Here is a 22,279-nt window from a genome sequence, read left to right on the forward strand (position 1 = left end):
CCGGGCAGATATCAGCTGCCCGATGCCCGTTCGCAGGTCAAGGGTCGAGCGAGGGTCAGCGGTCGGCCGTCTTCGCGATGGGTAGTTCCCAGATCGGGTCTTCTGCACAGGGGTCACTGATATCGACCCAGCGACCGGTGACCTCGTATCCGCGACGGCCGAGCAGCATCTGCGCCATGTCCGGTGTCCAGGCCATCGGTGCGTGCTCCTCGATGCCGGTCACGTCGATGTACTCGACCTCGATGCCGCCCCGTCGGATGGACACTCCCAGGCCGTGTTCGGGGCGTTCGCCGCCGTATTCGGAGGTGACTGCCGTGAGGTCTCGCTGCGTTTCTCCCATGCCCCTAACCTTACAGTCTCAAACTGTATAGTCAAGTCCTGCAACGTATTTCGATGCCTATGCACAGGGGAGCCGATTCGTTGCGGGTACCGAGAGGCGGTACTGCAAACACTCGGATCGCCTACAGCGCAGGATGATCGAGCCCGCGGCTCACGCTGAGTCGGTGCGCCGGGTGGGGTTCTCGATGCGGGGGCGCAGATTGTAGGTGTCATACCACTGCTGTGCGGCTTGCTTGCTCATGCCGAGGATCTCGCCGATCTTCGACCACGGCACGGGTCGCTCCTGACTGCGGAGGCGTCCGATGATGGCGTAGCGGTCGGCGATCATCGTCGAGGCGAGGAAGGCGTTGATCTCGAGTGCGTCGACATCGGAGACCGCGTCATCCATGCGTCGTTGGGCGTTCGCGGTCCACGTCCCGGCGTCCTTGCGCCCCTGCTCTCGCACCATATCGGCCAGGTCGACGTCGACGAGAGCGTCCTTGTATTGGACGTAGAGTTCGGTCAGCTCGGTCGGGGTGAGGACCTTCTCTGATTCCATAACGTCAAGATATCTTGACGCATTCCGTCCGTCAACATATCTTGACGATGAGCATGTTTCAGCTGACGGGGGTTGCAGCTTCTGCGGGGCACCACTGTTGATGGAGGCGAAGGAATCCCTTGCCGTTCCCGATCGGTATGTCGAAGCTCAGACAGCAAATCCACTGTCCGCGAGCAGTTTTCGCCCACGCATGGAGCAGCCCGGGCGATTTTGTATCCATCGCGAGCCCCTCCGAGCGGACCTTGAGAGGCGTCCCGTCGCGGAAGGATACTCCGGACGAGCCTGCCACGGTCAGCGCTATGTTGACCAGGACTCTCCGAGGTGGATCGACGATGCGGCGCGTGGGGGGATCGAAGCTCACGGGCCAGTTCTCGTACAGGTCGGGGGTCATTGTGCGACCGCCAATCGGTGCGGCCCATGTTCGGCGACTGCGTCGGTGACCGCGGGGGCCCAGCGCAAGCCGTGTTTGCCGAACATGGGTGCGGTGAGGGTGTAACGGCCTGTGCGCTGGGTGATTCCGCGTCCGTGGACGGTGGTCTCGAGTGTGATCGAGCGGATGCGGCCCCTGCCTTGCTCGATGCCGCCGTAGCCGACCGGCCGAGAGGAAATCGTCAGATCGAGACCAGGCATTCGACCGTCCGTGATTGCGAATATCCCTGCGTGAGTACGGTTTCGGGCCAGCAGGGCACGTGCGCGGGTCGGCGGTACGTCGCGACCGTGGACGGTACTGATGACCAGATCGATCCCATCGATGCAGATATTGGCGGCGTCGAGAGGGTCTGCTTGACCGGGGTCGATCAGGGCGACCTTCGACAAGTCCCCGCCGTGTTCGTGGACGGCGAGGAGCCCGAACTTGGGTTGACCGATCAGTGCGACGTGGTGGCCGGCCACGGTGGCGGTGGCGACGAGTCCGACGAGAATCGATCCGGCACCGGTGATCGACAGGGCCGTTCCACGGGCCAGTGCGCCGCGCGGGAGCAGTTCCGACAGCGGCATGGGTACCGGCAGGTTTTTGAGGGTTCGCGAGCGCACGGGGCCGCTCAGGGCCCGTTCATCGCCGTCGGTCGCGGCGGCCTGCGCGTTCGGCTGCGAGGGGGCGAATGCGGGCGAGTCGTCGGAGTCGGTGGGTGCGTGGTCGCGGCGTCCGGGGATCGCGGCCATGCTGCGGCGAAGAGCGGCGAGCTGCGCAGCCTTGTCCAGGTTGGTCAGGTCGGGGATCGTGTCGGCGGTACCGGCCATGAGTGCGACCTTTCGCCGAACGGATCAGTGCCCTCAATCTATGCGAACATACGTTCGATGTCGAACTACCTGCGTACGCCCGTAGCTGGCCCTGGTTCGCGAACCCTGGCGGCGTTCACGAGGTGGTCGAGGGAGAGTTCGGGGTCGGCTGTCAGGTGGCGATGTTCGGCGAGCAGACGCCTGACGCGATCGAGGTCCGCGCGCACGGTCGGGTCGTCGGGGTCGTAGCCCTCGTCGATGATGGCGGCGCGTTCGTCTGGGTCCATGTCTAGTTCGACGCGGCGGCGTCGGGTGCGGTTCCCGTGTCGTAGATCAGGTCGTCAGAGCCGTCGTAGCGGTAGGCGCGCTGTCCGCTCGGCAGTGTCACCCATCCGGCCTGTCCGTGATCGGGAGTCGGATCGAAACTGCGGTCGCTGGTCATGGGATTAGTATCTCGTTCGCCGCGCCTGCACGGTCGGGTGGTCAGCTGTTGACGAGTTGGCTGGCTCGCTGAAAAGTCACTCCGAGAAGCGCTCCGATGTCGCGCACGGGTACATGAGCGGTGGCGAGCTTCTTCGCGAAGGCCTCGGTGCTGGCTTTGACGCGGGCTTCGTCCTCGGCCAGACGTGCTCGCTGTGTCGCGATCTCGGCGATGCGGACTGCCAGGTCCTCTCCCCCGGGCTCGAGTTCGATGTGCTGCTCGATCTCGACATCGGCGAGGGCCACTCCGGTTTCGAGGGCGATCAGCTCTTTCGCCGCGGTGGGGACATCGTCGATGCGACGGGCCTGAGTGAGGGCGTCGAGTTCGGGGACGGCGATCATCCACCACTTGCCGTCTCGGGTCACCGACACCGTGTAGGTCTTGTTCACTGCTGCGCCTCCTTCATGGCTGCGAGGATCTTGCGGTAGACGCCGGGCGAGATCGTCCGGTGCCCATCGGGCACAGTCACTTTGACTGCGCCATCGGCCGAGACCCACGTACTGTGCGAGCCGACCGTGCGGACCGAAGTGAACCCAGCCGCCTTGAGGGCCTTGACCACTTTCCGCGTGGGCTGCTCGGTAACCATGACTTTAGTCTAGTTCATTGGACACTTTCTAGTCAAGTCGACTAGACGAAATATGGCGAGTAGCGGTGCTGTGGTCGACACGGAGGAAGTGCCTATTCCATATTTCCTCATCTGGTGTATCTGCCTGCGAATTCGGTCCGGTTAGGGTGGTCATCGACAGCAATGTGTTTCCATTCGAGAGAGGCCGCATCGAACCGTGGCGAAAAAAGTATTCACTCAATTGGTCGACGATATCGACGGCTCGGTCATCGACGACGAATCAGGCGAGACGATCGAATTCTCCGTCAGTGGTGTCGACTACCTCGTTGATCTGAAGGCGAAGAACGCCAGCGAGTTTCACCGGAAGATCGGCTACTACATCGAGCACGCAACCCGGGTCGGCGGGCGTAAGCGTCGACACTCCCCCACCGCCACGCCTCCATCTGCTGCACCCTCGAACAGCGGGGCCACACGTGATCCGGCTCAGACCAGAGCGATCCGGCAATGGGCCGCAGACAATGGTTACGAAATCAACGATCGCGGCCGCATTCCCGCTGCGATCGAAGAAGCGTTCAACGCTGCACACTGACGTATTCGGCCTCGTCGGTCGGTTTTCTCCTCTGCCCTACACCAACCGGCCTCCCGATTTGCTCACGAAACGACTGCGCGAGATCAAAGCCAGGCCGTGCGTGCGCTTCGGGCATGTGTGCCGGGATCCTGTTCTGCGCAGGCAAGACTCTCTGATCTTTGGTTCGAGTTCGAGTTAGCGGACGGCAGTGGTAACCGGATCGAGAAGGAACAGGCACTGCTGCTCCACGTAGCGGTCGACCTCCGCCGTGACGCCAAGGTTCGTCCCGACGCCAATAGTGTCTGGCACCGAGCCGACCCAGTTGAGGTCGTAGCTGGTGTTCTCATCACGGAACTGGAAACTTGGCCCGGGCTGCGAGAAGGTTTCGCTGAAGTCGCCGGCGTTGATGAGGATGTCGTATCTGGTACTCGCGCCCTCGTGAGGTCCCATCGCGACGATGCTGCCCGGGAACGAGATTGTCTGACCTCGATGAGCCGCAGCGAACGCTGCGATGTCAGGCGAGCAAGTGTCGGTCAATGCGAGCAGGGCCGCGAACTCCGGACTGTTCTCCGACGTGAGAACCACGTCGTCAGGCAACGGCGATGGTGTAGGCGTCGCCGTGGCCATCGATTCCGGGGACGGTTGCTCGTTCGGGGCCGCTACCTCACTGGGCGCAGGACTGGCAGTTTCCGCAGGGCCGGTATCTCTTTCGCCGATAATGCCGATGGTGAAGATGACCGCGAGCGCAAGCGCGAACACGCCGCCACCGACAATCAAAAGGCCCCGGCGAGACTTGGGTGCCGGGCGTCGGAACGTGATCTCCGTCCGGATCTTCGCGGGTACCTGAGAGACAACCTCCCAGCCTTCACTTTCCCACTTTTCGATGGTCCGCGACTCCATGCCGCGAACCGCGCGGACCGTCTTAGTCTCATAAGTGATTTCGGTGTCCGTTGTCATGCGTCAGCTCCAAGATCTTCGCCGGAACGTCACCGGACTCGCGAGGACCCTACCGAACGACAACGCTGAAGTGACCGGCGGCACTGAGGACTCGGTGCAACCGTGTCGAGTGGAATAGGTTTCAGCTTCGCCAGCAGAAGTGTGCGCGTCGCAGTGGCTCGATTCTCGGTCAGCGACTTGAACCTACGAAGTCACGACCGGTGTCCATCGGGGCGTACTCGTCGTCGACTCGGTCGTCCGTGCCCGCTTCATCAATGCCTGGGCTCTGGTCGTGGCCGGGGTCGGTGGTGTGCGTGTGGTTGGCGGCGAGGGGGGTTGCGGTGCTGCGTTCGCTGGCGATGTTCTGCTGGACCTGTGTCCAGGTCTTGATGTGTCGAGAGACGGTCGAGGTGTGCAGCTCGAGGTGGCGGGCGATGTCACTCAACGACCAGTCGGGGTGCGCGAGGTAGAGGTCGACGCTGGTCCACACGGCGGGCTTGAGCAGGCCGTTATCGAGGTCCTCGTCTATCCCGGCGAGCGCCGATCCTGCTGTTGCGCTGTACTGTTCGCTCTCCACGCGATCGATTGGGTATTCGATGCGAACTGTCTCGGTGGCCGTATCGAAGGATTGGGAGGTCTCGATCGTGGTTGCGGCACGGCGGCGGGGTGCGCGGAGCACGACAGCGACGATCTCGCTCATCGTGAGGACCATCGCGGGCGCTAATGCTGCTATTGCCGCTGCGACGGCGGCGTTGAGGACGGTTGCGGTCAGGACGGCGTGATAGGCGTTGCCTGCGATGGACAGGATCGCCGAGACGGTCAGCACTGCCACGACGAGTCGCCGGCCTCTTTTGGTGGCGGCGTCGGTGTGTTGAGAGAGGGCGATCCGGATGACGGCGGCGGCGAGGATCGGGCCGTCGAGAGCGACGGGGATGACCCAGGCATCGGCCGGGTGGATGCCGGCCATGACGGCGAGGTCGAGCAGGGTGGAGAAGGAGAGCTTGAAGGATGCTGCGCCGACGACGATGGCGATGGCCAGGCCGGTGATCAGGGCACCGGTCAGGACGCGGGGGTGGATGTCGAGGGTGTCCTCGCTGGTGGGGTCGTGGTCGGGGGTATTAGCGTTGTTCATTGATCGCAGGTCCGTTCTGTGATCGACCGGCCCCGGCGGTGTTGGAGCACCGTCGGGGCCTTCGCGGTCGGATGATGTAATTCGGTGTGGCCACAGGTGCGCGAGGAGATCGCAGATCTCTGCGCTTCTGTTGCGCGGTCGGGGAAATGGACGTCGCGGCCGAAGTCATTGCATTACAACCGCTTCGGCGGGTGGGGTCTACCGCCTGGGCCGAGCAGGGCCAGCAGCCTTGGCATCGGCGGCGGTCCAGCCGTGCACGCCGGCTGGGCGGCACTCGTCGTGATAGACCGGATCGGCCGGCACCGAATTCGCTGGAGTCTCGGAGTGCCACTGGTCGCACCAGGCGCACTGTGCGACCACCCGTTCGGCGGTCATGAAGTCGCCTCGGCGGCAAGGCCGAACTGAGCGCCACCGGTCGTGTCGGTGGTGTGGCGATTGGCGTGGGTGCTCATTGTGTGTCAGCTCCTGGCGGTTGTGGCGCGGGGTGTGGGTGCTCCGTCGCGTTGCTCGCGGGCCCGAATGAGGGCGGCGTAGACTGCTGATCGGCTCAGGCCGTACAGCTCCATGAGTTTCACGGCACCGAACTCGCCGGATTCGTAGTCCTTGAGGATGCGTTCGTGTTGCAGTGCAGTGAGTTTGGGCTTGCGTCCGGTCATCCGGCCCTGCTCTTTAGCGATCGCGACGCCCTCACGGGTGCGTGCGCGAGTCAGGTCGGCCTCGAACTCGGCCATCGCGCCGAGAACAGTGAAGAACATCTTGCTCGACGGATCACCTGGACTGTAGACCTGGCCACCGTAGATCAACCGTGCACCTTTGGCATCGAGCTCGGTGACGATCGCATTGAGGTCGGTCACCGACCGACCGAGTCTGTCGAGCTTGGTGACCACCAAAGTGTCCCCCTCCCCCACTGCCGCGAGAGCTTCGGTGAGACCGGGCCGCTCGCGATTGCGCCCGGTGTATCCGCGGTCGGTGTAGATGTTGCCGGTGTCGACGCCCATCTTGCGAAGGGCTGTGCGCTGCGCTCGTAGATCCTGTCCTCGTGTGGAGCACCGGGCGTACCCGATCAGGTTTTCGTCCACCTGGAGCCCTTCGTCTCGGAATCTGCGATCAAACTGGGATTACTTGCAACACTATCTATCAAGACACCGACAGGCTGGTCCGAGCGTCGACCGATTCGGCTGTCAGTTTCAGAAGACGACTGCACTGTTTCAGAAGTGGACTGCACTACTCACCTCTCGCGACTGCTAGAGCGTCTCGTTCTTCCCTGGCGAGGGTGAGGTTGCTGTAGAGGGCGGATCGTTTCAATCCGGTGTTCTTGCAGAGTGTTTCGATCTTGAACTGACGAGTTTCGTACACCTGAAGCAGGTAGGCCCGCTCTTCCTGGGTAAGCGTATGGGGCCGTCCTTTCATCTTGCCGGCGGCTGCGGCTGCGGCGATGGCGTCGCGCGTGCGGGCTCGGATCAGGTCGGACTCGAATTCGGCCATCAGACCGAGCATGCCGATGAACATTTTGCCCATGGGATCCGCTGGGTCGTAAACCTTGCCGTCGATCAATAGTGCTACTCCCCTAGCGGCGAGGCGGTTCACGGTTTCGTGGAGGTCTCCGGCTGATCGGGAGAGTCTGTCGAGTTTGGTGACGCAGAATTCGTCGCCTTCGCGGCTGGCGTTGATGGCATTTTCGAGTCCGGGGCGTTTTGCCTGACGGCCGCTGACGGCATGGTCGATATAGACCCGGTCGCGTTCGACACCGATCTTGGCGAGCAGTCCAATTTGGACGGAGGTGTCCTGTCTGGCGGTGCTGCACCGCGCGTACCCGATTTTCATTCCCCTCCGGCCTGCTGAACTCGATCTGTCCAGTAGAGACTACGGGAAGCTGGACCAATCAAGTGGACACTTCCAGTGGACGGTTTGGCCGAGAGAACGTCGTGGTCAATCACTCCCAGTGGCCCGTTCGCACTCGTCCGGTATGACGATGGTCTAAACGCACACCCAAACCCGCAGGAAGCTTCTCAACCCGGACCCGCGAGACAAATCGCGATGAGCCTGCCGAGGTGATCTCAAGAAGCCCGAGCCGTGCGAGAGACCGTGGAGTGTAATTTCCGAGGCGGACGATTGACGGCACGCCACCGACGCGGCCTGTTTATGCACAACCCGACCAGTGCCCCCCGACGTCGATGACTGCCACGCTTCTGCTGTTGGCCGCCATTGGCAGAGTTGCAGCGGTCCGCGAGTAATCTGCAACGGAAATCCCGTGAGGAGAGGAAGCCCTATAAATGGAACCGCCACCAGGGTCGGGTTCGTTAAACCCCAAAACCGGTCGATACGAATCAGGCGAATGCTACTGGGACGGTCGAACCTGGCGGCGGATAGACGACCAGAAACATAAGAAGCCGCACAAGTGGCCGTTGACGACGCCTCAGTCAGTGGTTGCAGGTGCTGCGTTGGTAAGCGTGCTCCTCCTAGGAGTCGCTCTCGGCAACGCCGACAATAATGAGAACTCTACGCGCGCCATTCAGACGACCACACGCACGCTTCCGCCTTCGCCCCCGGGAGGTTCGGCTCCGAGTGGTGCCGAACGAGCGACCACCGTCCCAACCGTATCGCCCTCACCGGCCGCTGCGGTAACGACAGATCCGAACGCGGCTGCAATCGAAGCAAATCGCGTTGCTATGGATTCTCAACAGGCAGCGGCCGACGCTCAAGCAACACGGCTGGACCGACAAACTTACCCAGCAATCGGCGAACGCGAATTCGGCGTGTTGGTCCGCGATCCAGATGCCGAACGGGGAAGAAGAGTTGTCGTGTACGGGTATGTGACCCAGTTTGACTCGGTCACCGGGACCTCTATGTTTCGGGCAGACACCTCTGCAGTGGAAGGCAACCAGTGGTACGAGTTCGACCACAACACCATAGTGAACTTCGATCCGGTCATTGGACGCGAAATCATTGATGGCGATGTGGTGACGCTCTACGCAGAGGTCGCCGGAAGTCGGAGCTATGAAACCACATTGGGCACGAGCGAAACCGCGTTAGTACTCAAGGCCAACATGATTGACATCACGGGATAGCAACGGCCTCTCCGACTGGACGATTGATTACGAAGATGAGCGGCATGTCGGGGCGTGTTGCGCAGGACTCGACCGCAAAAGTGTCGTCGAGCCGCGCGATCAGGTTGGGCGCGATGCGAGAGTGCCAATTGTTGATGGCGTTGGCGATTCGATCCCACAATCCGTTCGCCGAGGGACCGATGTGCTCTCGGTCAGAGTAGCTGTCCGATGCACCCATTCGGTCGCGTGCGGTTGTCACGATGCCGAGCTCGATATGGACGCGGTGCGCACTCGCGTTCGGCGATGGTTGTCAGGGCAACGCACACCCACCACAGTTGCCCCTGACGTGTGTCGTCGTCACTCGCAGCCGACGCCGTCTCCGTCACCGTCGAACTCGGTACTGAATCCGGGGTCTCCAACTCGGATGGGGGCTGCACCGGCGGCGCGAACTGCGGCGCAGTTCGCGTAGATCACGCTCGCCAGCGCCGGTGCCATACCCACCGGCGCTGGCGCAGCGGGTTGCTGAGCTGGTGTCAGCGCGGGCGCTGACTCGGCGGGGCGGATTGAGGCGGTAGCGCCGCACTCCCCGAGTATGCGAACGATGGCATCGTATTCGGGCGGGGTGACCCAAAGTCCGTACGCGGCTTTGACCTCGACCTGCCGTGAGACGTAGGTACACCGGTACGGCTTGTTGCTCGGCAGCCATGTCGCGGCATCGCCGTCGCCTTTCTGCTGATTCGCCGGGCCGTCCACGGCCTGCAGATTGCGCGGGTCGTTCGCCAGATTCCGCAACGTGAGCTCGTCAAGCTGCTGCGCACCTGTCTGCCAGGCGTTGCTCAGAGCAACGACGTGATCGACCTGCACGGTCATCGAGGTATCGGCACCACGGATGAAGTCGATGGTGGCCCCGGTGTATTCGTCAACCAGGGTGCCTGTTTGTATTGCGCATCCGTTGGATCCCGGTTTCACAGTGATTGCGGTGAGATCCCGTCGAAGTACGTCGTTGCGGGTGTCGCAGCCGTTGCGGCCGTACTCAACGGTTACGTTGTCGGTCCAGGCCTGCCCGAACAGGTCGCGGTCGTAGCCGGTCTTCGGGGCTCGCCCCTTGATCGGCACGGTTGCCAGCATAGTCAGGGCTGTTTGTGCGCTGTCCGCGTTGGTGACCACCGCCGCGGCAGGTACGGATGGATCCACCGGTTCGGGTATGGCCGGCGGATCGACCGGAAGCGTGGGCGTGGCCTCGGTAGTAGCCGCTTCGCGTGAGGTGTCGATTGTCGTATCGGCGGCCGACGACGCAGCATCGGTTTGCGACGTTGCGTCCCTCTCCCCCGACGGATCCACGCAACCGACGACGAGCAGACCGGACAATGCCACTCCGGCGATCCACGGCCACGTCCGCACACTCTTCGATGCGGATGACATAGGCGGCGAACAGCCGGAAAAAGACACAGTGGTGCTCCAGGATCGTTGATGAACGAGTCGGGCGACATCGTAGTTGGGCAGCTGATCAGCAACCGACGCAGTGGAAGTATTCGGCGACGGCTACCGTTTCGCAGTTTCGAGTGCGATTAGCGAAGAACATCACTGCCAAGGAGGTAGCGGTTTCACCCGGAATGAGCCCACATCAGGCGGCCGTAGTCGGCAACAGACGAAAAAGCAGGGTATAGGACCTGGTCATCGACACGTCCCGATGCAAGCCGTTGTCCCACATGCACAGGCCCGAGAGTTGACAGGTCAGATATCGCCCGAGGCTGCTGCCCTGCAGAGTACCGTTACGCGCATGGGGAACAACTTTTACGGCGGCGTTCACCACCATTACCATGGTGGGACGAGAGGTGTTGAACGTCAACCCGATCCGCCGCCCGTCGACACGCGCTCTGTGTGGCGCCAACACCCTATCGTCGGGACGCTGACCTTCGCGATCATGGCCTTCATCGCCCTCGGTGTTGTCATCAACTTCTGGTATGTGTTCGTGCCGCTCGCCGTTGTCGGTGTCGGCGGCTATTTCGGAATCCAGCGGGCCAAGGCGCAGCGCGCAGAGAACGCGGCACTGTCGGCACGGGCACAGGCCGAGCACGAGGCGTACATGCGAGGGTCAGAGGTGGGAATGTTCGGACGGTTCCCGCCGGAGGTGTAACCGATTTGAGAATTCTCGGCGTCGCCTCCGGGGGAGCGGCTGAAACTTTAGCGTAGGTTGTCGTCGGGTTTTCTGTTGATCGTTTACCCGGTCAGTTGTCTTCAGTCCACGTGGTCACCAACTGGGTGGGCAATGGGGTGCTGCTCCCCGGTCGGAGTGCGCATTGTCGCTATGAGCACCGACTGTGTCCGGAGACTTCAGACCACCGATCGAACACGCCTGAACGAAGCCGTGCCGGGAGGACGCGTGCGGTTTCTAACTGGGTGCGCTGGCAACGTAATGGGATGGCATCTCGGTAGGTTGGCGTCGCGGCGGGTCCGGCGCACTCTGTCAGCTATCTGGAGGGGTGGGAGTATCCCAGATTCCCGCATACATCTCGGCTACCAACGGCCACACCTGGCGAAGACCGTCCTCGACGGAGTCGACGACGGTGGCGAGGTCGCCGAAGATCACGAACTCGTGGGGAATCACACGGCCAGCCGAGTCTCGGCGTCCGAGCGGATCCTCGATGCGAAGCGCAACATGTCCATCCTGGCGGTGCCACGCAGTCAGCGCGTCTCCAGCGTCGTCGAAAGCACGTTCGTAGTCCGGGAGCGGGTCGCCGAGTCCGGCGTCGAGAAGAAAACGAAAACCCCAATTACGGCCCCGAGTGGACCAGATGATGTCCGAGGGTCCGGAACTGGTGCTCACTTCGGGTTCCTGATCACCTTGTCGTCGACGCCCTGCTCGAGGTCCAACTTGAACTGCGTCAGTGTCGCTCGCAGGTAGTCGTGCTGAGCGCGGGCCTGCGCGTTCATCTCCCTGAGTTTCGGTCCCACCAACCGCGCCGCGTCCGCCAGGATGGGCAGCGCGACGGCGGCGATCTTTCTTGCCTTTCCGCCCTTACCTGGGTTGACCAGTGCTAGAAGCTTTTCGATCGCCGCAAATTTTTCACCCGTCAGGCCTGCTGCCAGCAACTCTGCGCCGTCGGCGAGCGAGTCGAGCACTTTGCCAGGAATGTCGTGCTTCTCCTGCCATTGCACACGACGCTGAAGCGGAAGAATCGACGCCACCGGAAGGACGAGATCGAGACCGATACGCCGGGTCAAGTCGATGTCGAGCGTCTGTGGACCAGTGGACTCGCGCTCGAACTTGGCGGAGGACAGCAGCAAGAAGTCTTCCCCGATGGACAGGGCAGCGGGGGTGTCGATGAGTTCGGCGATGGTCGATCGGAGCTGTTCGATGTCTGCTGCTGCATTGACGATGATCAGATCGCGGAAAGTGTCGACGTCCCAGTCCGGGAACAGATCGGCTTTCGAGAGCGCCAGGATCCACACCCGAGGGAACTCGACGATAGGCCCGTCCTCGAGCAAGTCGTCCTTGATTCGTAAGAGCCCCTGACGAAAGCTGAACATCAACGACTTCAGGTACAGCTCTTCGTCGCCTCGGTGGTCGAGTAATTTCTGTCCGTCGACCAGCAGGAAAGCGACGTCGGACCGAAGTAGAGAACGGAAGGTGTCGGTGCGCCGCTCGCGCTCCGTCGCGCTGCTGGGCTCGGTTTCGAACCATTCGCCTGGATAGTCGTGCCATGCGAGTCGGAGGACGTCGAAGGGCCGCTTCTTGGCTGCGTCGGTGTCTGCGCCTTTGAGTTTCACCGAGAAGTAATGAGTCGTCGCCTTGTATCGGTCTTGTTTCGGTGCCGTCGCGAGGTCCCGCATGCGGAGGTAGTTCCTGTAGAGCCGATGCCCTTGGCCGATGTCGTCGGCAACAAGGTCCCAGAGATCGTTCGCGTATCCCCCATCCTGCGTCGGTCCGAAAAAAGACGACAACAAAACAGTCTTGCCCGAACCACTCTCGCCGAACACGGCGATGTGTTGCTCTCGAACCCTGGGAAATTTGGCCATGGCAGGGAAGGTACAACACACGGCGTGAGCGCCTCCGCTGCGACAAGAGACCGCAGGTGAAACGTGCAAGCAGTGCCGTCACCTTCGAACCCAGAGCTGCACCTCCTCGGCCGCAACCTACCGGTCTCAGGCACATCGACGACTTTGAAAATCGATGGACGCATGATCAGCCAAGAGGGTTCATCTGCTTCAATTCCGTCATGACCGATCCGGTAGACATCACAACGACAACACCCACCGTTGGTGACACAGTCCAAGTGCGACGCCTAGAAGGCGGCTTCGTTACCGGGACCGTAGTCGAGGACTTCGCCGACTACTTGCTGACCGTCCCCGTCGCCGGCCGAGACTGGGCGATGCCCCATCGATGGGCCGTCGCAACGAACAGCGGAACGCTGATCTTCGCCGACGACGCCGACATCATCGAGCACCACAAATCCGAACCGTCGACGACAACGGCGACACCGAACGACGTAAGCCACAAGACCTGACCGGTGGACATCTACCCAATTCTGGTTGCCTCGGTCATCGGGTCCGCGGCCGTACTGGGCATTGTCATACCAGTCCTGCTGGTCATGACGATCATCGACATCACGCGGGCGCTGCGAAACCGCACCGAAGGTTCCCCAAGCCAACCCCCGGCGTCAGCACGAAGAGCAGCCGACTTCTGACACTGACAAACGTCATCGACACTACTGATCCTCGCGTTGATCGCCCTCGCTGGCGGGAAGTCGATTCACGTCGCGATCACCGTAGGAATCACCCCATTCCCACACGCCACTGAGGGCATCGCGAACTTCGCTACAGCCCGGACGACGGTGTAGGCGCGTGGTAAGCGTGGGCGTACTCACGGAGTCGATCACGGACATCGTCGTCCAGGTCCGGGCCGCCCGGCAGATTCAAGGCCCACCACAACCGGCGCCGATACTCCGCACCCGAAATTCCGAACGCGACGAAGATGTCTTCATCGTCGGCACCACCGTACGGTTCCCAGCGCACCGCGAACCCCACAAAAGTCTCTGCCGACCGCTCGTCCGTCATGCCGACAATTCTCGCCGACCTATCGACCGTCCACACACTCCCACCGCAGCCCCGACAACCCGAGACCTGCGATGCCCCGATTGTGCACTCCACTTCTGCACTCAGATTGTCAGAAGACGGCTGCAATCACTGGTGAAATCCCAGCAAATCGTGCAGCCCACTTCTGAAACTGACACCTGTCAGTTTCAGGAGTCGCGTTCACTGTGTCAGAAGTCGAATGCACTGAGCGCCAGCAATTGATGTGGGTTCGGCTCCTACTCCGGCTCGTCGGCGTTAGTGTTGCCTATGGGCATGTCGAAAGTGGTACCTGCGCTGCCGGTACGAGACATCGACACCGCTGTAGAGATATACGTCCGCGCGTTCGGCTTCACGACCCGGTACACCGACCCGACTTTCGCGAGACTTACCCGCGACGACGTCGAGATCCACTTGTGGGCCGCCGACGACGACAGCTGGAATACCCGTTCAGACCCTGCGGCATGGCCGGTATGCAGCGGAGCCGAGACGTTCCTTGCCGGCACAGCCAGCTGCCGCATCGCCGTGGACGAGATCAACGACCTTTACGCCGAGATGTCCCGCGCGGGAGTGCTCCATCCCGCAGACGCGGGTCGTCCCGTCTCGACGGACTGGGGAACGACGGAGTTCGCAGCTGTCGACACCGACGGCAATCTGATCACTTTCCATACCGATGAAAAAAGCCAACACGAGCCCACCACGGCAGGCAACGGCGCACCCTGACCGCACCCTCGAGCAGAAACTCGATGACCCGGACGTCCGTCGACGCGCTACGCGTGGTCATCGTCCTGAAATAAGCGCATGCTGGACTTGTCCACCCGCGCGCAGTCAGGCGACGGTCAGATAGATCAACGCGACATTGAGTGCGACGACGATTCCCGCGATGAGCCATGCCGCGTATGCCGTGATCCGGTGATTGACATCGCCGCCCATCAGGATGCGGTCCGAGGTGAACCGCACCAAGGGAATGAGCGCGAACGGAATACCGAAGGACAGGACGACTTGTGAGACGACCAGTGCCCGACTGGGGTCGACCCCCGCGGCCAGAATTGCCAGTGCGGGAACAAGTGTCACCAGTCGTCGCACCAGAATCGGAATGCGCTGACGTAGTAGGCCGTCCATGATCATCGCGCCGGCGTATGCCCCGACCGATGTCGATGCCAGGCCCGAGGCCAGCAGGCCCACCGCGAACAGCAGCGCTACCACCGGCCCCAGAGTGTCTCCTACTGCTGTGTGAGCTCCTTCGATGGAATCGACGCCCTCTCGGCCTCCCAGCGTCGAGGCCGCCAACAGCAGCATCGACATGTTCACTGCACCGGCCAGCAGCATCGCCAACCCGACATCGATCCGGGTGATCCGCAACAACCGCTGCCGGACAGGCCCTGCCTCGGGGTGTCCGTGCCGGTCACGTGCAAGGCCGGAGTGCAGATAGACCGCGTGCGGCATGATCGTCGCACCGAGCATAGCGGCGGCTATCAATACGCTTTCCGCGCCGTCGAACCGCGGAATCAACCCGGCGGCAGCGGCGGTGAACGATGGCGGTTCCACGACGACGCTGGCAAGAAATCCGACGGCGATGACACCGAGTAGACCGAGAATCACGAACTCGAACGGGCGCTGGCCCCGGCGATCCTGGACCAGCAACAAGATCATCGATACGGCTCCGGTGATGAGGCCGCCGATCAGGAGCGGCAGGTCGAAGAGCAAGTAAAGAGCGATCGCACCGCCGACGATCTCTGCGAGGTCGGTCGCCATGGCGACCACTTCTGCTTGCCCCCAATATGCCAGTCGCACACTCTTGCTCGACTTCTCGCGGACCACTTCGGGCAGTGTCATTCCGGTGACGATGCCGAGTTTGGCGGAGAGGAACTGCACGAGGCCGGCCATCACGTTCGCGGCGACGATCACCCAGACCAGCAGGTACCCGAACTGCGCGCCGGCGCTGACGTTGGAGGCGACATTGCCGGGGTCGACGTAGGCGATCGCGGCGACGAAAGCAGGACCGAGCAGAACGAGGCCAGACCGAAACCTCGAGGGCGGCCGAGACGATCGGCGCTGCAGCACAGACATGACCACACCCTCCGGCACCAACAATATGTCAGAACCCTGAAAATATAGTTCGGCCTCCCGAACAATGCAATGCGGCGTGGCGGTTCGGCGACATCACGATCAGATGGGCAGGATCACTGCACTGACGAATTCGTTGCGGATCCAGGCGATGAACAACCCCCACACCCCGGTCAGCAGTGCGATGCCGACGGCGATCATGATGACACCGCCCGCCACCTTGATCCTCTGAGAGTTCCTCCGAAGCCACCCCACACCGCGCATCGCCGAACTCGAACCGAACGCAAGAACGACGAACGGTAGGCCGAGTCCCAGGCAGTACGCGACGATGAGAGTGACCCCGCGGGCTGCGGTTGCACCTTCGGTGCCTGCCGCCACGGACAGCACGCCGGCAAGGGTCGGACCCAGGCACGGCGTCCAGCCGAGCGCGAACACCCCACCGAGCAGCGGCGCTCCTGCAAGGGACGAGATCTGCCGGGGTGCGAATCGGGTGTCGCGTTGCAGTGCGGGTATCAACCCGATGAACGCCGCACCCATGATGATCGTGATGACCCCGCCCACGCGTTGGAGTACTTGCTCGTTGATGCGCAAGGTGCCGATGACTCCGAAGACCGAGGCTGTGGCGAGGACGAAGACGATGGTGAACCCGGCGACGAACAACGACGCTGCACCGGCCACACGCCAGCGATTCACGAGACCCGTCGACGACGTACCGGCGGTCGCGGTGCTGGGTGTCCGGGCATCGGCTGACTGAGCCTCGCAGGCCGATTGGGTGCCGCGGGCTGATTGGGCGTCGCGGGCTGATTGGGCGTCGGCGCCGGCGATGCCTGCCAGGTAGGACAGGTATCCCGGCACCAGCGGCACCACGCACGGTGAGGCGAACGAGACCAACCCGGCGAGCATGCATGCCGCGATCGCCAGCAGTAGGGGCCCACTCGATGCCGCGTTCTGGAACGTCGACCCGATGTCTTGGGCGAGAAGAGTCGTCATTCCGCGGCTATCCGTTCGACGACGGGAAGCAGGTCTTCGGTGAGCAGGGCTCGCATGAAGACCGCGGCCACCCGGTGCTGGCGATCGAGTACCAGCGTCGAGGGAATGACGCTGGTCGGATAGTTCCCGCCGAGGGCGATCAGCGTCCGCATCGAGGGGTCGTAGATCGAAGGGTAAGTGACGTTGTTGTCGACCACGAAGTCCTGCGCTTTGTCCTTCTGCGGATCTCGGACATTGATACCGAGGAACTGCACACCGCGCTCACGGGTGGCCTCGTAGACCTCTTCGAGGTCGTCGGCTTCGCCGCGGCAGGGGCCACACCATTGACCCCAGAGATTGATCACGACGACCTTTCCGTCGTAGTCCGCCAGAGCGGTCGTCTTGCCCTCCTCCATCAGATCGGGGCCGGCGAGCTCGCCTATGGTTCCGCGTGTTTCGGGAGGGTCGTAGACGATGTCGGTTCGGCCACCGGGCGCGACGAAGTCGAAGCTCCCGCCGGACGGTGCAGCGTCGGCACCAGCGGAGCATCCGGAGATCAGTAGTACGACGGCAAGAATCGATCCGATTGCCGCGGTGGGCGTGCCGCCTTGTCGTCGAGTACCGACCCACACGGGTAGGAAACGTGTCATGAGGTGAAGTCCTTTATTGCAGTGCGGATCTGGTCTGTCGTCTCGAACACTGTCGGGTCGGTGATGCGCTCGATCGTTCCGTCCGGGCGGACGAGAAAACTCAGGGGAAGGACCGGCGGTGCCGAGAGCGCGTCCTGGACGCTGCCGCCGTCGATGTAGTTCGGATAGCGGATGCCCAGTTGCGTGAGCAGCGCGGCCGCGTCCGCGGGTCGGTCCTCGACGTTGATTCCGATGACTGGGATCGCGTCGGGTTCTGCGGCGTAGGCATCGACTACGGGCATCTCGGTGCGGCACGGGCCGCACCAGGATGCCCACAGGTTGATCAGCGTCACCTCGCTGCCGAGAACGTCGACGAGATCGACATCGTCGGCACTGCCGATGCAGCGCGCCATCACTCCCGCCAGCGGCCCACCTTCGTGTGGCACCGGCTGCGGACACAGCGGTAGCGCTGTTGCTCGTGCCGCGTCATCCGGCGGGCGGGACAGTGTGGGTTCGGGTCCGACCGGCGCGACATTGTTGGCGATGACGTCGGATGGGCCGCCCTCGACGCCACCGGAGCGGGGCCACAGTGCGACGATCGATGCAACGACAACGACGAGCATGACGATCGACCAGCCGCGCGTCATCGCCGTGACCTTCTTTCTCGAGAGATCGGCAGAGGGGCGAACGGTACGTCGCGGATCATAGGAGCGTGGACCAGTACGACCAGAAACGCTGCGCGATCAGGGCGATGAGGACGAGAAACCACACGGTCAGCGCAATCGAGTGATTGCGCATCAACACTCCCGCCCACTGCCGCCGGCCCGCACTCGGAGCCCCGCGGTCGAGGTTGCGCAGCGTGACGTACCAGAAGATCGGTACGGTGACCGCCCACACCGCCATGCAGTACGGGCACAGCGCGCCGATGTCGTAGAGGCTCTGCACGATCAGCCAGTGCACGAAGACCGCAGCAGCAGTGACACCGACCTGCAGTGCACTCCAGAACCACTGCGCGAACACGGCTCCGGCGAGCAGGGCGGCACCCACTGCCGCCACGACGGCGAAGCCCGCGATCCCGAGAAGGGAATTGGGAAATCCGAACGCAGACGCCTGCGGGGTGTCCATCACCGATCCGCAGTTGAGTACCGGATTGATACTGCAGGTCGGGGCGTAGGCGGGATCGAGCGCAAGGGCGAACTTCTCTACCGTGAGTACGAACGCGGCGGCCAGTCCGATCACGCCTCCTACCAGCAGCAGCCAGGGCAGGCTTCGGGCGAACGGTCCGCTGCGTCGGGTGAGAGCGGCTGCGCGGTCAGCCGAGTGCAGCGTCGAGGGCATCGGTGAGGTCTCCGTAGGTGGTGGGTTCGATCTTGGTGCCGTTGAGGAAGAACGTCGGGGTGCCCTGGACGCCGAGCGCGATCCCGTCGGCGACGTCGGCCTCGATGCGTTCGAGCGTCGCAGGGTCGGTGTAAGCGGCATCGAAGGCGCTCATGTCGAGTCCTTGCTCGACGGCGAAGCTCCGAAACAACTCGTCCTGCGGAACCTGCTGTTCGCCCCACTGCGCCTGCGTCTCGTACATGCGCTGATACATGTCCTCGAAGCCGCCCTGCTGTGCTGCGGCTTCGACAGCGCGTGCGGCGCGTTCGGCATTGAAGTGCGAGGCGATGGGAAAGTAGCGGGCCACGAAGCTCACCCGGTCGCCGTACTCCTCACGCAATTGTTCGATCGCTGGGTAGACAGACCGGCAGGCCTCGCACTCGAAGTCGAGGAACTCCACGAACGTGACCCGGCCGTCGGGCACCGAGTTCAACCGATGACTGTTCTCGCGCACCGCGATCGAGGCAGGGTCGGCGGCGGCCTGCTCGGCGGCGGCAGCATCCGGCGTGCCCGATCGGTCCACCACCAGAAATACAGCCAACGCGGCGGCGAACACGACCACCAGGGACAGGGAAATCTTCAACGCTCGGCTCATACAACTACCTTCTCGACTCGTTCGGACTGATCAACGGGCCCGATATGGGCGTTTCGACCCGTTGTGAGACTAACAATCGTACGAACGTCGACCGAAAGGTCTTCCCTGACGATCGCATGATTGTTAGATTGTGCCCATGGCCTTGGAACCTTTGGACTCGTGCGATCTGTTGTGTATGGACCTCCCTCACGCCGAGAGGGTGCGCGCAGCCTTGCCTGCTCTCGGCGATATCGAACCGGTCGCCGACGCTGCCCGAGCTTTCGGTGACCCCACCCGACTGACCATCGCGCTCGCGTTGAACGCCGGCGGGCAGATGTGCGGCTGCGATGTTGCGTGGATCGTGGGACAGAGCCAGAAGCTGGTCTCCCACCATCTCCGCAAACTCAAAGCCGCGGACGCCGTCACATCGAACAGAGAGGGAAAGTTGGTCATGTATTCGCTCACCGATCGCGGCGCCCGACTGCTCTCGATACTGACCGAGCCACTGGCCACCGCCTCGGCCACCGCTGATCTCACCGGGGTCGATCATGGCTGACGCGTGCTGCGGACCGACCCCCGCTGCGCCGACCACCGAACCGGCCGCCGACGGTACGGGCACGGCAGGTCCGGCTCCGACCGACGTACCCCAGAGGTTGTGGCAGGTCCGCGAGCTGCAACTCGCATCGGTAGCCGCGATCATCCTCGCCGCATCGTGGTTGCTCGGTCGAACGGGTGCCGATGCGGTCGCGACCGTCGGCGGTCTGATCGCTGCCGCGATCGCGGCCGTCACCTTCGTTCCCGCGACGGTGAGAAATCTGCGACACGGCCGCATCGGTGTCGGCACGCTGATGACGATCGCGCTCCTCGGTGCCATCGCATTGGGCCAGATCCCCGAGGCCGCGATGCTCGGCATCCTGTTTTCCGTCGCCGAGGGACTCGAGGAGTACGCGGTCACCAAGACCCGCCGCGGACTACGCGCACTTCTGTCCTTGGTGCCGCCGACAGTGTCGGTCCTGCGCGGTGGAACCGAGCAGGCCCTGCCCCCCGACGATGTCGTGATCGGGGACACCATGGTGCTGCGACCGGGCGAGCGAGCTGCCACGGACGGCACCATCGCACGCGGTTCGACGAATCTGGACGTGTCCGCGATCACCGGCGAGTCCGTGCCCATCGAAGCCGGTGTCGGCGACGAGGTGCATGCCGGTGCCATCAACGGCGGCGGAGCCATCGAGATCACCGTCACCGCGCCGGCATCGGAGAGTTCGCTTGCGCGCATCGTCCGCATCGTCGAACAGGCCCAGGACCGCAAAGGGGCCGGCCAGCGGCTCGCGGACCGGATCGCACGTCCCCTCGTGCCTTCGATCATGATTCTCGCCGCCCTCGTCGCCGGCGTCGGTGCGGTGCTCGGTGACCCCATGTTGTGGCTCGAACGCGCACTGGTGGTCCTGGTCGCGGCATCACCGTGCGCGTTGGCCATCTCGGTGCCGCTGTCGGTGGTGGCGGCGATCGGGGCTGCGAGCCGCAACGGGGCATTGATCAAAGGCGGTGCAGCAGTAGAAGAGCTGGGCCGCATCCGCGTCGTCGCCGTGGACAAGACCGGCACCCTCACCGCAGGACGACCGGAGGTCGTCGACGTCGTCACCGCTGCGGGAATCGGCCGCGACGCCGCGCTGGCCGTTGCTGCTGCGCTCGAAGCGCGCAGCGAGCATCCACTCGCCCGCGCCATCCTCGCTTCCGTATCGACCGTCGCGGCAGCCGATGATGTCACTGCCATCGCCGGACACGGCCTGACCGGCACCCTCGACGGAGCCGCGATCAGGCTCGGGAAACCGAGCTGGTTCGACACCCACCCCAGCTCCGAGGAGTTCCGCGCCGACGTCGCTCGTCTCCAAAGCAGCGGTGCCACAGTCGTTCTCGTCGAACGCGCCGGAGTCCTGATCGCTGCGATCGCCGTCCGCGACGAACTGCGGCCCGAGGCCGCCGAGGCTGTCCGCCAACTCACCGCGCTCGGTATCGACACTGCGATGCTCACCGGCGACAACGCACTCACTGCGCAGGCCCTGGCGACCCAGGCGGGTATCACCGCCGTCCACGCCGAACTACTGCCCGAGGACAAAGCGGCCCTGCTCGCCGACATCGCGGCCGGACGCAAGATTGCCATGGTCGGCGACGGCATCAACGACGCTCCCGCCTTGGCGACCGCAGATGTCGGTATCGCCATGGGCGCAATGGGAACCGACGTTGCCATCGAGACCGCCGATGTTGCCCTCATGGGGGAAGACCTCCGGCATCTACCGCAGGTGCTGGCCCACGCTCGGCATGCCCGCGGCATCATGGTCCAGAACATCGCCCTGTCGATCGCGATCATCGGCGTGCTCGTCCCACTGGCTGCCACCGGCGTCCTCGGTTTGGCGACTGTGGTGCTCGTCCACGAACTCGCCGAAGTCCTGGTGATCGCCAATGCGATTCGTGCCGCCCGCACCACACCGTTGGACGGGTTCGTCCCACCGCCTACGGCATCCGGTGCCCTCAATGTCACGATCGCACCCGCAGCGGCCTTCGAGGATGCCTGCTGCGCTCCGGCCCCGACGCCGAGGAACGCTGCGCCTCTCGCATCTGGGAACCTACTGGCCGCCACCACCGCACCGTCACCCTCGGCGATCGGAGCAGACGACGGCAGCAGCTCCGGGTGCTCGGATGGATGTACCTGCTGCACATCGACTCCCGCGCGAAGCGAACTCGGTCAGGGAAGGTAGAGACCTGCGG

Annotated in this window: 29 protein-coding genes; 7 read left to right on the plus strand and 22 right to left on the minus strand. The window is 63.3% G+C overall.

Going from position 1 to position 22,279, the window contains the following annotated elements; translation table 11 throughout:
• Positions 1-55 precede the first annotated feature (55 nt).
• From AB0362_RS20030 to AB0362_RS20060, 7 genes are all read right to left on the minus strand, one after another.
• A complete protein-coding gene (locus tag AB0362_RS20030; RefSeq protein WP_317549664.1) occupies positions 56-340 on the minus strand; it encodes a hypothetical protein in 285 nt (94 codons plus the stop codon).
• 150 nt (positions 341-490) lie between these two features.
• Positions 491-877 carry a hypothetical protein gene (locus AB0362_RS20035; RefSeq protein ID WP_317549665.1) on the minus strand — a complete coding sequence of 129 codons (387 nt, stop codon included), beginning with the start codon at positions 875-877 and terminating at the stop codon, positions 491-493.
• A 387-nt stretch (positions 878-1,264) separates the two neighbouring features.
• The gene (locus AB0362_RS20040) at positions 1,265-2,116 is read right to left on the minus strand and encodes a hypothetical protein (protein ID WP_317549666.1); all 852 of its coding nucleotides are present in this window, start codon (positions 2,114-2,116) and stop codon (positions 1,265-1,267) included.
• 65 nt (positions 2,117-2,181) lie between these two features.
• Positions 2,182-2,382, minus strand: coding sequence for a hypothetical protein (locus AB0362_RS20045; RefSeq protein WP_155291147.1), 201 nt, complete (start codon positions 2,380-2,382; stop codon positions 2,182-2,184).
• Positions 2,383-2,384: 2 nt separating this feature from the next.
• Positions 2,385-2,537, minus strand: a complete 153-nt coding sequence (locus AB0362_RS20050; RefSeq protein ID WP_196249247.1) for a hypothetical protein — start codon at positions 2,535-2,537, stop codon at positions 2,385-2,387.
• A gap of 41 nt (positions 2,538-2,578) precedes the next feature.
• On the minus strand, positions 2,579-2,965 hold the full coding sequence (locus AB0362_RS20055) for a hypothetical protein (RefSeq protein WP_032390481.1): 387 nt from the start codon (positions 2,963-2,965) through the stop codon (positions 2,579-2,581).
• A complete protein-coding gene (locus AB0362_RS20060; protein ID WP_008720157.1) occupies positions 2,962-3,162 on the minus strand; it encodes a type II toxin-antitoxin system HicA family toxin in 201 nt (66 codons plus the stop codon). The genes AB0362_RS20055 and AB0362_RS20060 overlap by 4 nt, the downstream gene beginning before the upstream one ends.
• Positions 3,163-3,358: 196 nt before the next feature.
• On the opposite strand from AB0362_RS20060, the gene AB0362_RS20065 reads away from it, so the two are divergent.
• Positions 3,359-3,730 (plus strand): Lsr2 family protein, encoded by a 372-nt coding sequence (locus AB0362_RS20065; protein ID WP_032390480.1) that lies wholly within the window; start codon positions 3,359-3,361, stop codon positions 3,728-3,730.
• 174 nt (positions 3,731-3,904) lie between these two features.
• Here AB0362_RS20065 and AB0362_RS20070 read toward each other — a convergent pair whose 3' ends face one another.
• From AB0362_RS20070 to AB0362_RS20085, 4 genes are all read right to left on the minus strand, one after another.
• Positions 3,905-4,666 (minus strand): DUF4839 domain-containing protein, encoded by a 762-nt coding sequence (locus AB0362_RS20070; RefSeq protein WP_317549667.1) that lies wholly within the window; start codon positions 4,664-4,666, stop codon positions 3,905-3,907.
• A 169-nt stretch (positions 4,667-4,835) separates the two neighbouring features.
• A complete protein-coding gene (locus tag AB0362_RS20075; RefSeq protein WP_052053084.1) occupies positions 4,836-5,777 on the minus strand; it encodes a DUF2637 domain-containing protein in 942 nt (313 codons plus the stop codon).
• A 458-nt stretch (positions 5,778-6,235) separates the two neighbouring features.
• On the minus strand, positions 6,236-6,856 hold the full coding sequence (locus AB0362_RS20080; protein WP_032390479.1) for a recombinase family protein: 621 nt from the start codon (positions 6,854-6,856) through the stop codon (positions 6,236-6,238).
• A gap of 145 nt (positions 6,857-7,001) precedes the next feature.
• The gene (locus AB0362_RS20085) at positions 7,002-7,601 is read right to left on the minus strand and encodes a recombinase family protein (RefSeq protein WP_094689029.1); all 600 of its coding nucleotides are present in this window, start codon (positions 7,599-7,601) and stop codon (positions 7,002-7,004) included.
• 845 nt (positions 7,602-8,446) lie between these two features.
• On the opposite strand from AB0362_RS20085, the gene AB0362_RS20090 reads away from it, so the two are divergent.
• On the plus strand, positions 8,447-8,845 hold the full coding sequence (locus tag AB0362_RS20090; RefSeq protein ID WP_094689030.1) for a hypothetical protein: 399 nt from the start codon (positions 8,447-8,449) through the stop codon (positions 8,843-8,845).
• Here the strand turns inward: AB0362_RS20090 and AB0362_RS20095 are convergent.
• Positions 8,835-9,083 (minus strand): hypothetical protein, encoded by a 249-nt coding sequence (locus AB0362_RS20095; protein WP_243610799.1) that lies wholly within the window; start codon positions 9,081-9,083, stop codon positions 8,835-8,837. The two genes, AB0362_RS20090 and AB0362_RS20095, sit on opposite strands and share 11 nt — an antisense overlap.
• Positions 9,084-9,181: 98 nt before the next feature.
• Positions 9,182-10,246, minus strand: coding sequence for a DUF1524 domain-containing protein (locus AB0362_RS20100; RefSeq protein ID WP_243610800.1), 1,065 nt, complete (start codon positions 10,244-10,246; stop codon positions 9,182-9,184).
• Positions 10,247-10,748: 502 nt separating this feature from the next.
• Here AB0362_RS20100 and AB0362_RS20105 point away from each other — a divergent pair.
• Entirely contained in the window at positions 10,749-10,961 is a 213-nt protein-coding gene (locus AB0362_RS20105) for a hypothetical protein (protein ID WP_243610801.1), read from the plus strand.
• A gap of 330 nt (positions 10,962-11,291) precedes the next feature.
• Here the strand turns inward: AB0362_RS20105 and AB0362_RS20110 are convergent, their stop codons facing one another.
• Positions 11,292-11,651: a hypothetical protein gene (locus AB0362_RS20110; protein WP_094689034.1), complete on the minus strand. Its 360-nt coding sequence runs from the start codon at positions 11,649-11,651 to the stop codon at positions 11,292-11,294.
• Positions 11,648-12,844: an ATP/GTP-binding protein gene (locus AB0362_RS20115; RefSeq protein WP_094689035.1), complete on the minus strand. Its 1,197-nt coding sequence runs from the start codon at positions 12,842-12,844 to the stop codon at positions 11,648-11,650. Before AB0362_RS20115 ends, AB0362_RS20110 begins: the two co-directional genes overlap by 4 nt.
• A gap of 200 nt (positions 12,845-13,044) precedes the next feature.
• Between AB0362_RS20115 and AB0362_RS20120 the strand changes: the two genes are divergently transcribed.
• The gene (locus AB0362_RS20120; RefSeq protein ID WP_143545972.1) at positions 13,045-13,332 is read left to right on the plus strand and encodes a hypothetical protein; all 288 of its coding nucleotides are present in this window, start codon (positions 13,045-13,047) and stop codon (positions 13,330-13,332) included.
• Between the two features lie 310 nt (positions 13,333-13,642).
• Here the strand turns inward: AB0362_RS20120 and AB0362_RS20125 are convergent, their stop codons facing one another.
• Positions 13,643-13,882 (minus strand): hypothetical protein, encoded by a 240-nt coding sequence (locus AB0362_RS20125; protein ID WP_094689037.1) that lies wholly within the window; start codon positions 13,880-13,882, stop codon positions 13,643-13,645.
• A 291-nt stretch (positions 13,883-14,173) separates the two neighbouring features.
• On the opposite strand from AB0362_RS20125, the gene AB0362_RS20130 reads away from it, so the two are divergent.
• On the plus strand, positions 14,174-14,620 hold the full coding sequence (locus AB0362_RS20130; RefSeq protein ID WP_197077431.1) for a VOC family protein: 447 nt from the start codon (positions 14,174-14,176) through the stop codon (positions 14,618-14,620).
• A gap of 105 nt (positions 14,621-14,725) precedes the next feature.
• Here the strand turns inward: AB0362_RS20130 and AB0362_RS20135 are convergent, their stop codons facing one another.
• The 6 genes from AB0362_RS20135 to AB0362_RS20160 form a co-directional block, all read right to left on the minus strand.
• Positions 14,726-15,967 carry an Nramp family divalent metal transporter gene (locus AB0362_RS20135; protein WP_008720147.1) on the minus strand — a complete coding sequence of 414 codons (1,242 nt, stop codon included), beginning with the start codon at positions 15,965-15,967 and terminating at the stop codon, positions 14,726-14,728.
• Between the two features lie 99 nt (positions 15,968-16,066).
• Positions 16,067-16,954, minus strand: coding sequence for a cytochrome c biogenesis CcdA family protein (locus AB0362_RS20140; RefSeq protein ID WP_032373339.1), 888 nt, complete (start codon positions 16,952-16,954; stop codon positions 16,067-16,069).
• Positions 16,951-17,583 carry a TlpA disulfide reductase family protein gene (locus tag AB0362_RS20145; RefSeq protein WP_080733221.1) on the minus strand — a complete coding sequence of 211 codons (633 nt, stop codon included), beginning with the start codon at positions 17,581-17,583 and terminating at the stop codon, positions 16,951-16,953. Before AB0362_RS20145 ends, AB0362_RS20140 begins: the two co-directional genes overlap by 4 nt.
• Complete coding sequence (locus AB0362_RS20150; protein WP_008720130.1) at positions 17,580-18,209, minus strand: TlpA disulfide reductase family protein; 630 nt, start codon at positions 18,207-18,209, stop codon at positions 17,580-17,582. Before AB0362_RS20150 ends, AB0362_RS20145 begins: the two co-directional genes overlap by 4 nt.
• Positions 18,210-18,264: 55 nt before the next feature.
• Positions 18,265-18,900, minus strand: a complete 636-nt coding sequence (locus AB0362_RS20155) for a vitamin K epoxide reductase family protein (RefSeq protein WP_008720128.1) — start codon at positions 18,898-18,900, stop codon at positions 18,265-18,267.
• Positions 18,875-19,534, minus strand: a complete 660-nt coding sequence (locus AB0362_RS20160; RefSeq protein ID WP_008720127.1) for a thioredoxin — start codon at positions 19,532-19,534, stop codon at positions 18,875-18,877. The genes AB0362_RS20155 and AB0362_RS20160 overlap by 26 nt, the downstream gene beginning before the upstream one ends.
• Positions 19,535-19,670: 136 nt before the next feature.
• Between AB0362_RS20160 and AB0362_RS20165 the strand changes: the two genes are divergently transcribed.
• Positions 19,671-20,069: a metalloregulator ArsR/SmtB family transcription factor gene (locus AB0362_RS20165; protein ID WP_032373340.1), complete on the plus strand. Its 399-nt coding sequence runs from the start codon at positions 19,671-19,673 to the stop codon at positions 20,067-20,069.
• Positions 20,062-22,269 (plus strand): cation-translocating P-type ATPase, encoded by a 2,208-nt coding sequence (locus tag AB0362_RS20170; protein WP_032373341.1) that lies wholly within the window; start codon positions 20,062-20,064, stop codon positions 22,267-22,269. Before AB0362_RS20165 ends, AB0362_RS20170 begins: the two co-directional genes overlap by 8 nt.
• The last annotated feature ends 10 nt before the right edge of the window (positions 22,270-22,279 follow it).

It is taken from the genome of Rhodococcus sp. NPDC079359 (genome assembly GCF_040702585.1).
Classification (GTDB): Bacteria; Actinomycetota; Actinomycetes; order Mycobacteriales; family Mycobacteriaceae; genus Rhodococcoides.

What these genes read in the sequence shown, in the direction of transcription:
- AB0362_RS20030 (WP_317549664.1), bottom strand. Translation starts at nt 340, where the DNA reads ATGGGAGAAACGCAGCGAGACCTCACGGCAGTCACCTCCGAATACGGC.
- AB0362_RS20035 (WP_317549665.1), bottom strand. Translation starts at nt 877, where the DNA reads ATGGAATCAGAGAAGGTCCTCACCCCGACCGAGCTGACCGAACTCTAC.
- AB0362_RS20040 (WP_317549666.1), bottom strand. Translation starts at nt 2,116, where the DNA reads ATGGCCGGTACCGCCGACACGATCCCCGACCTGACCAACCTGGACAAG.
- AB0362_RS20045 (WP_155291147.1), bottom strand. Translation starts at nt 2,382, where the DNA reads ATGGACCCAGACGAACGCGCCGCCATCATCGACGAGGGCTACGACCCC.
- AB0362_RS20050 (WP_196249247.1), bottom strand. Translation starts at nt 2,537, where the DNA reads ATGACCAGCGACCGCAGTTTCGATCCGACTCCCGATCACGGACAGGCC.
- AB0362_RS20060 (WP_008720157.1), bottom strand. Translation starts at nt 3,162, where the DNA reads ATGGTTACCGAGCAGCCCACGCGGAAAGTGGTCAAGGCCCTCAAGGCG.
- AB0362_RS20070 (WP_317549667.1), bottom strand. Translation starts at nt 4,666, where the DNA reads ATGACAACGGACACCGAAATCACTTATGAGACTAAGACGGTCCGCGCG.
- AB0362_RS20075 (WP_052053084.1), bottom strand. Translation starts at nt 5,777, where the DNA reads ATGAACAACGCTAATACCCCCGACCACGACCCCACCAGCGAGGACACC.
- AB0362_RS20085 (WP_094689029.1), bottom strand. Translation starts at nt 7,601, where the DNA reads ATGAAAATCGGGTACGCGCGGTGCAGCACCGCCAGACAGGACACCTCC.
- AB0362_RS20090 (WP_094689030.1), top strand. Translation starts at nt 8,447, where the DNA reads ATGGATTCTCAACAGGCAGCGGCCGACGCTCAAGCAACACGGCTGGAC.
- AB0362_RS20100 (WP_243610800.1), bottom strand. Translation starts at nt 10,246, where the DNA reads ATGTCATCCGCATCGAAGAGTGTGCGGACGTGGCCGTGGATCGCCGGA.
- AB0362_RS20105 (WP_243610801.1), top strand. Translation starts at nt 10,749, where the DNA reads ATGGCCTTCATCGCCCTCGGTGTTGTCATCAACTTCTGGTATGTGTTC.
- AB0362_RS20115 (WP_094689035.1), bottom strand. Translation starts at nt 12,844, where the DNA reads ATGGCCAAATTTCCCAGGGTTCGAGAGCAACACATCGCCGTGTTCGGC.
- AB0362_RS20120 (WP_143545972.1), top strand. Translation starts at nt 13,045, where the DNA reads ATGACCGATCCGGTAGACATCACAACGACAACACCCACCGTTGGTGAC.
- AB0362_RS20125 (WP_094689037.1), bottom strand. Translation starts at nt 13,882, where the DNA reads ATGACGGACGAGCGGTCGGCAGAGACTTTTGTGGGGTTCGCGGTGCGC.
- AB0362_RS20130 (WP_197077431.1), top strand. Translation starts at nt 14,174, where the DNA reads ATGTCGAAAGTGGTACCTGCGCTGCCGGTACGAGACATCGACACCGCT.
- AB0362_RS20135 (WP_008720147.1), bottom strand. Translation starts at nt 15,967, where the DNA reads ATGTCTGTGCTGCAGCGCCGATCGTCTCGGCCGCCCTCGAGGTTTCGG.
- AB0362_RS20140 (WP_032373339.1), bottom strand. Translation starts at nt 16,954, where the DNA reads ATGACGACTCTTCTCGCCCAAGACATCGGGTCGACGTTCCAGAACGCG.
- AB0362_RS20145 (WP_080733221.1), bottom strand. Translation starts at nt 17,583, where the DNA reads ATGACACGTTTCCTACCCGTGTGGGTCGGTACTCGACGACAAGGCGGC.
- AB0362_RS20150 (WP_008720130.1), bottom strand. Translation starts at nt 18,209, where the DNA reads ATGACGCGCGGCTGGTCGATCGTCATGCTCGTCGTTGTCGTTGCATCG.
- AB0362_RS20155 (WP_008720128.1), bottom strand. Translation starts at nt 18,900, where the DNA reads ATGCCCTCGACGCTGCACTCGGCTGACCGCGCAGCCGCTCTCACCCGA.
- AB0362_RS20160 (WP_008720127.1), bottom strand. Translation starts at nt 19,534, where the DNA reads ATGAGCCGAGCGTTGAAGATTTCCCTGTCCCTGGTGGTCGTGTTCGCC.
- AB0362_RS20165 (WP_032373340.1), top strand. Translation starts at nt 19,671, where the DNA reads ATGGCCTTGGAACCTTTGGACTCGTGCGATCTGTTGTGTATGGACCTC.
- AB0362_RS20170 (WP_032373341.1), top strand. Translation starts at nt 20,062, where the DNA reads ATGGCTGACGCGTGCTGCGGACCGACCCCCGCTGCGCCGACCACCGAA.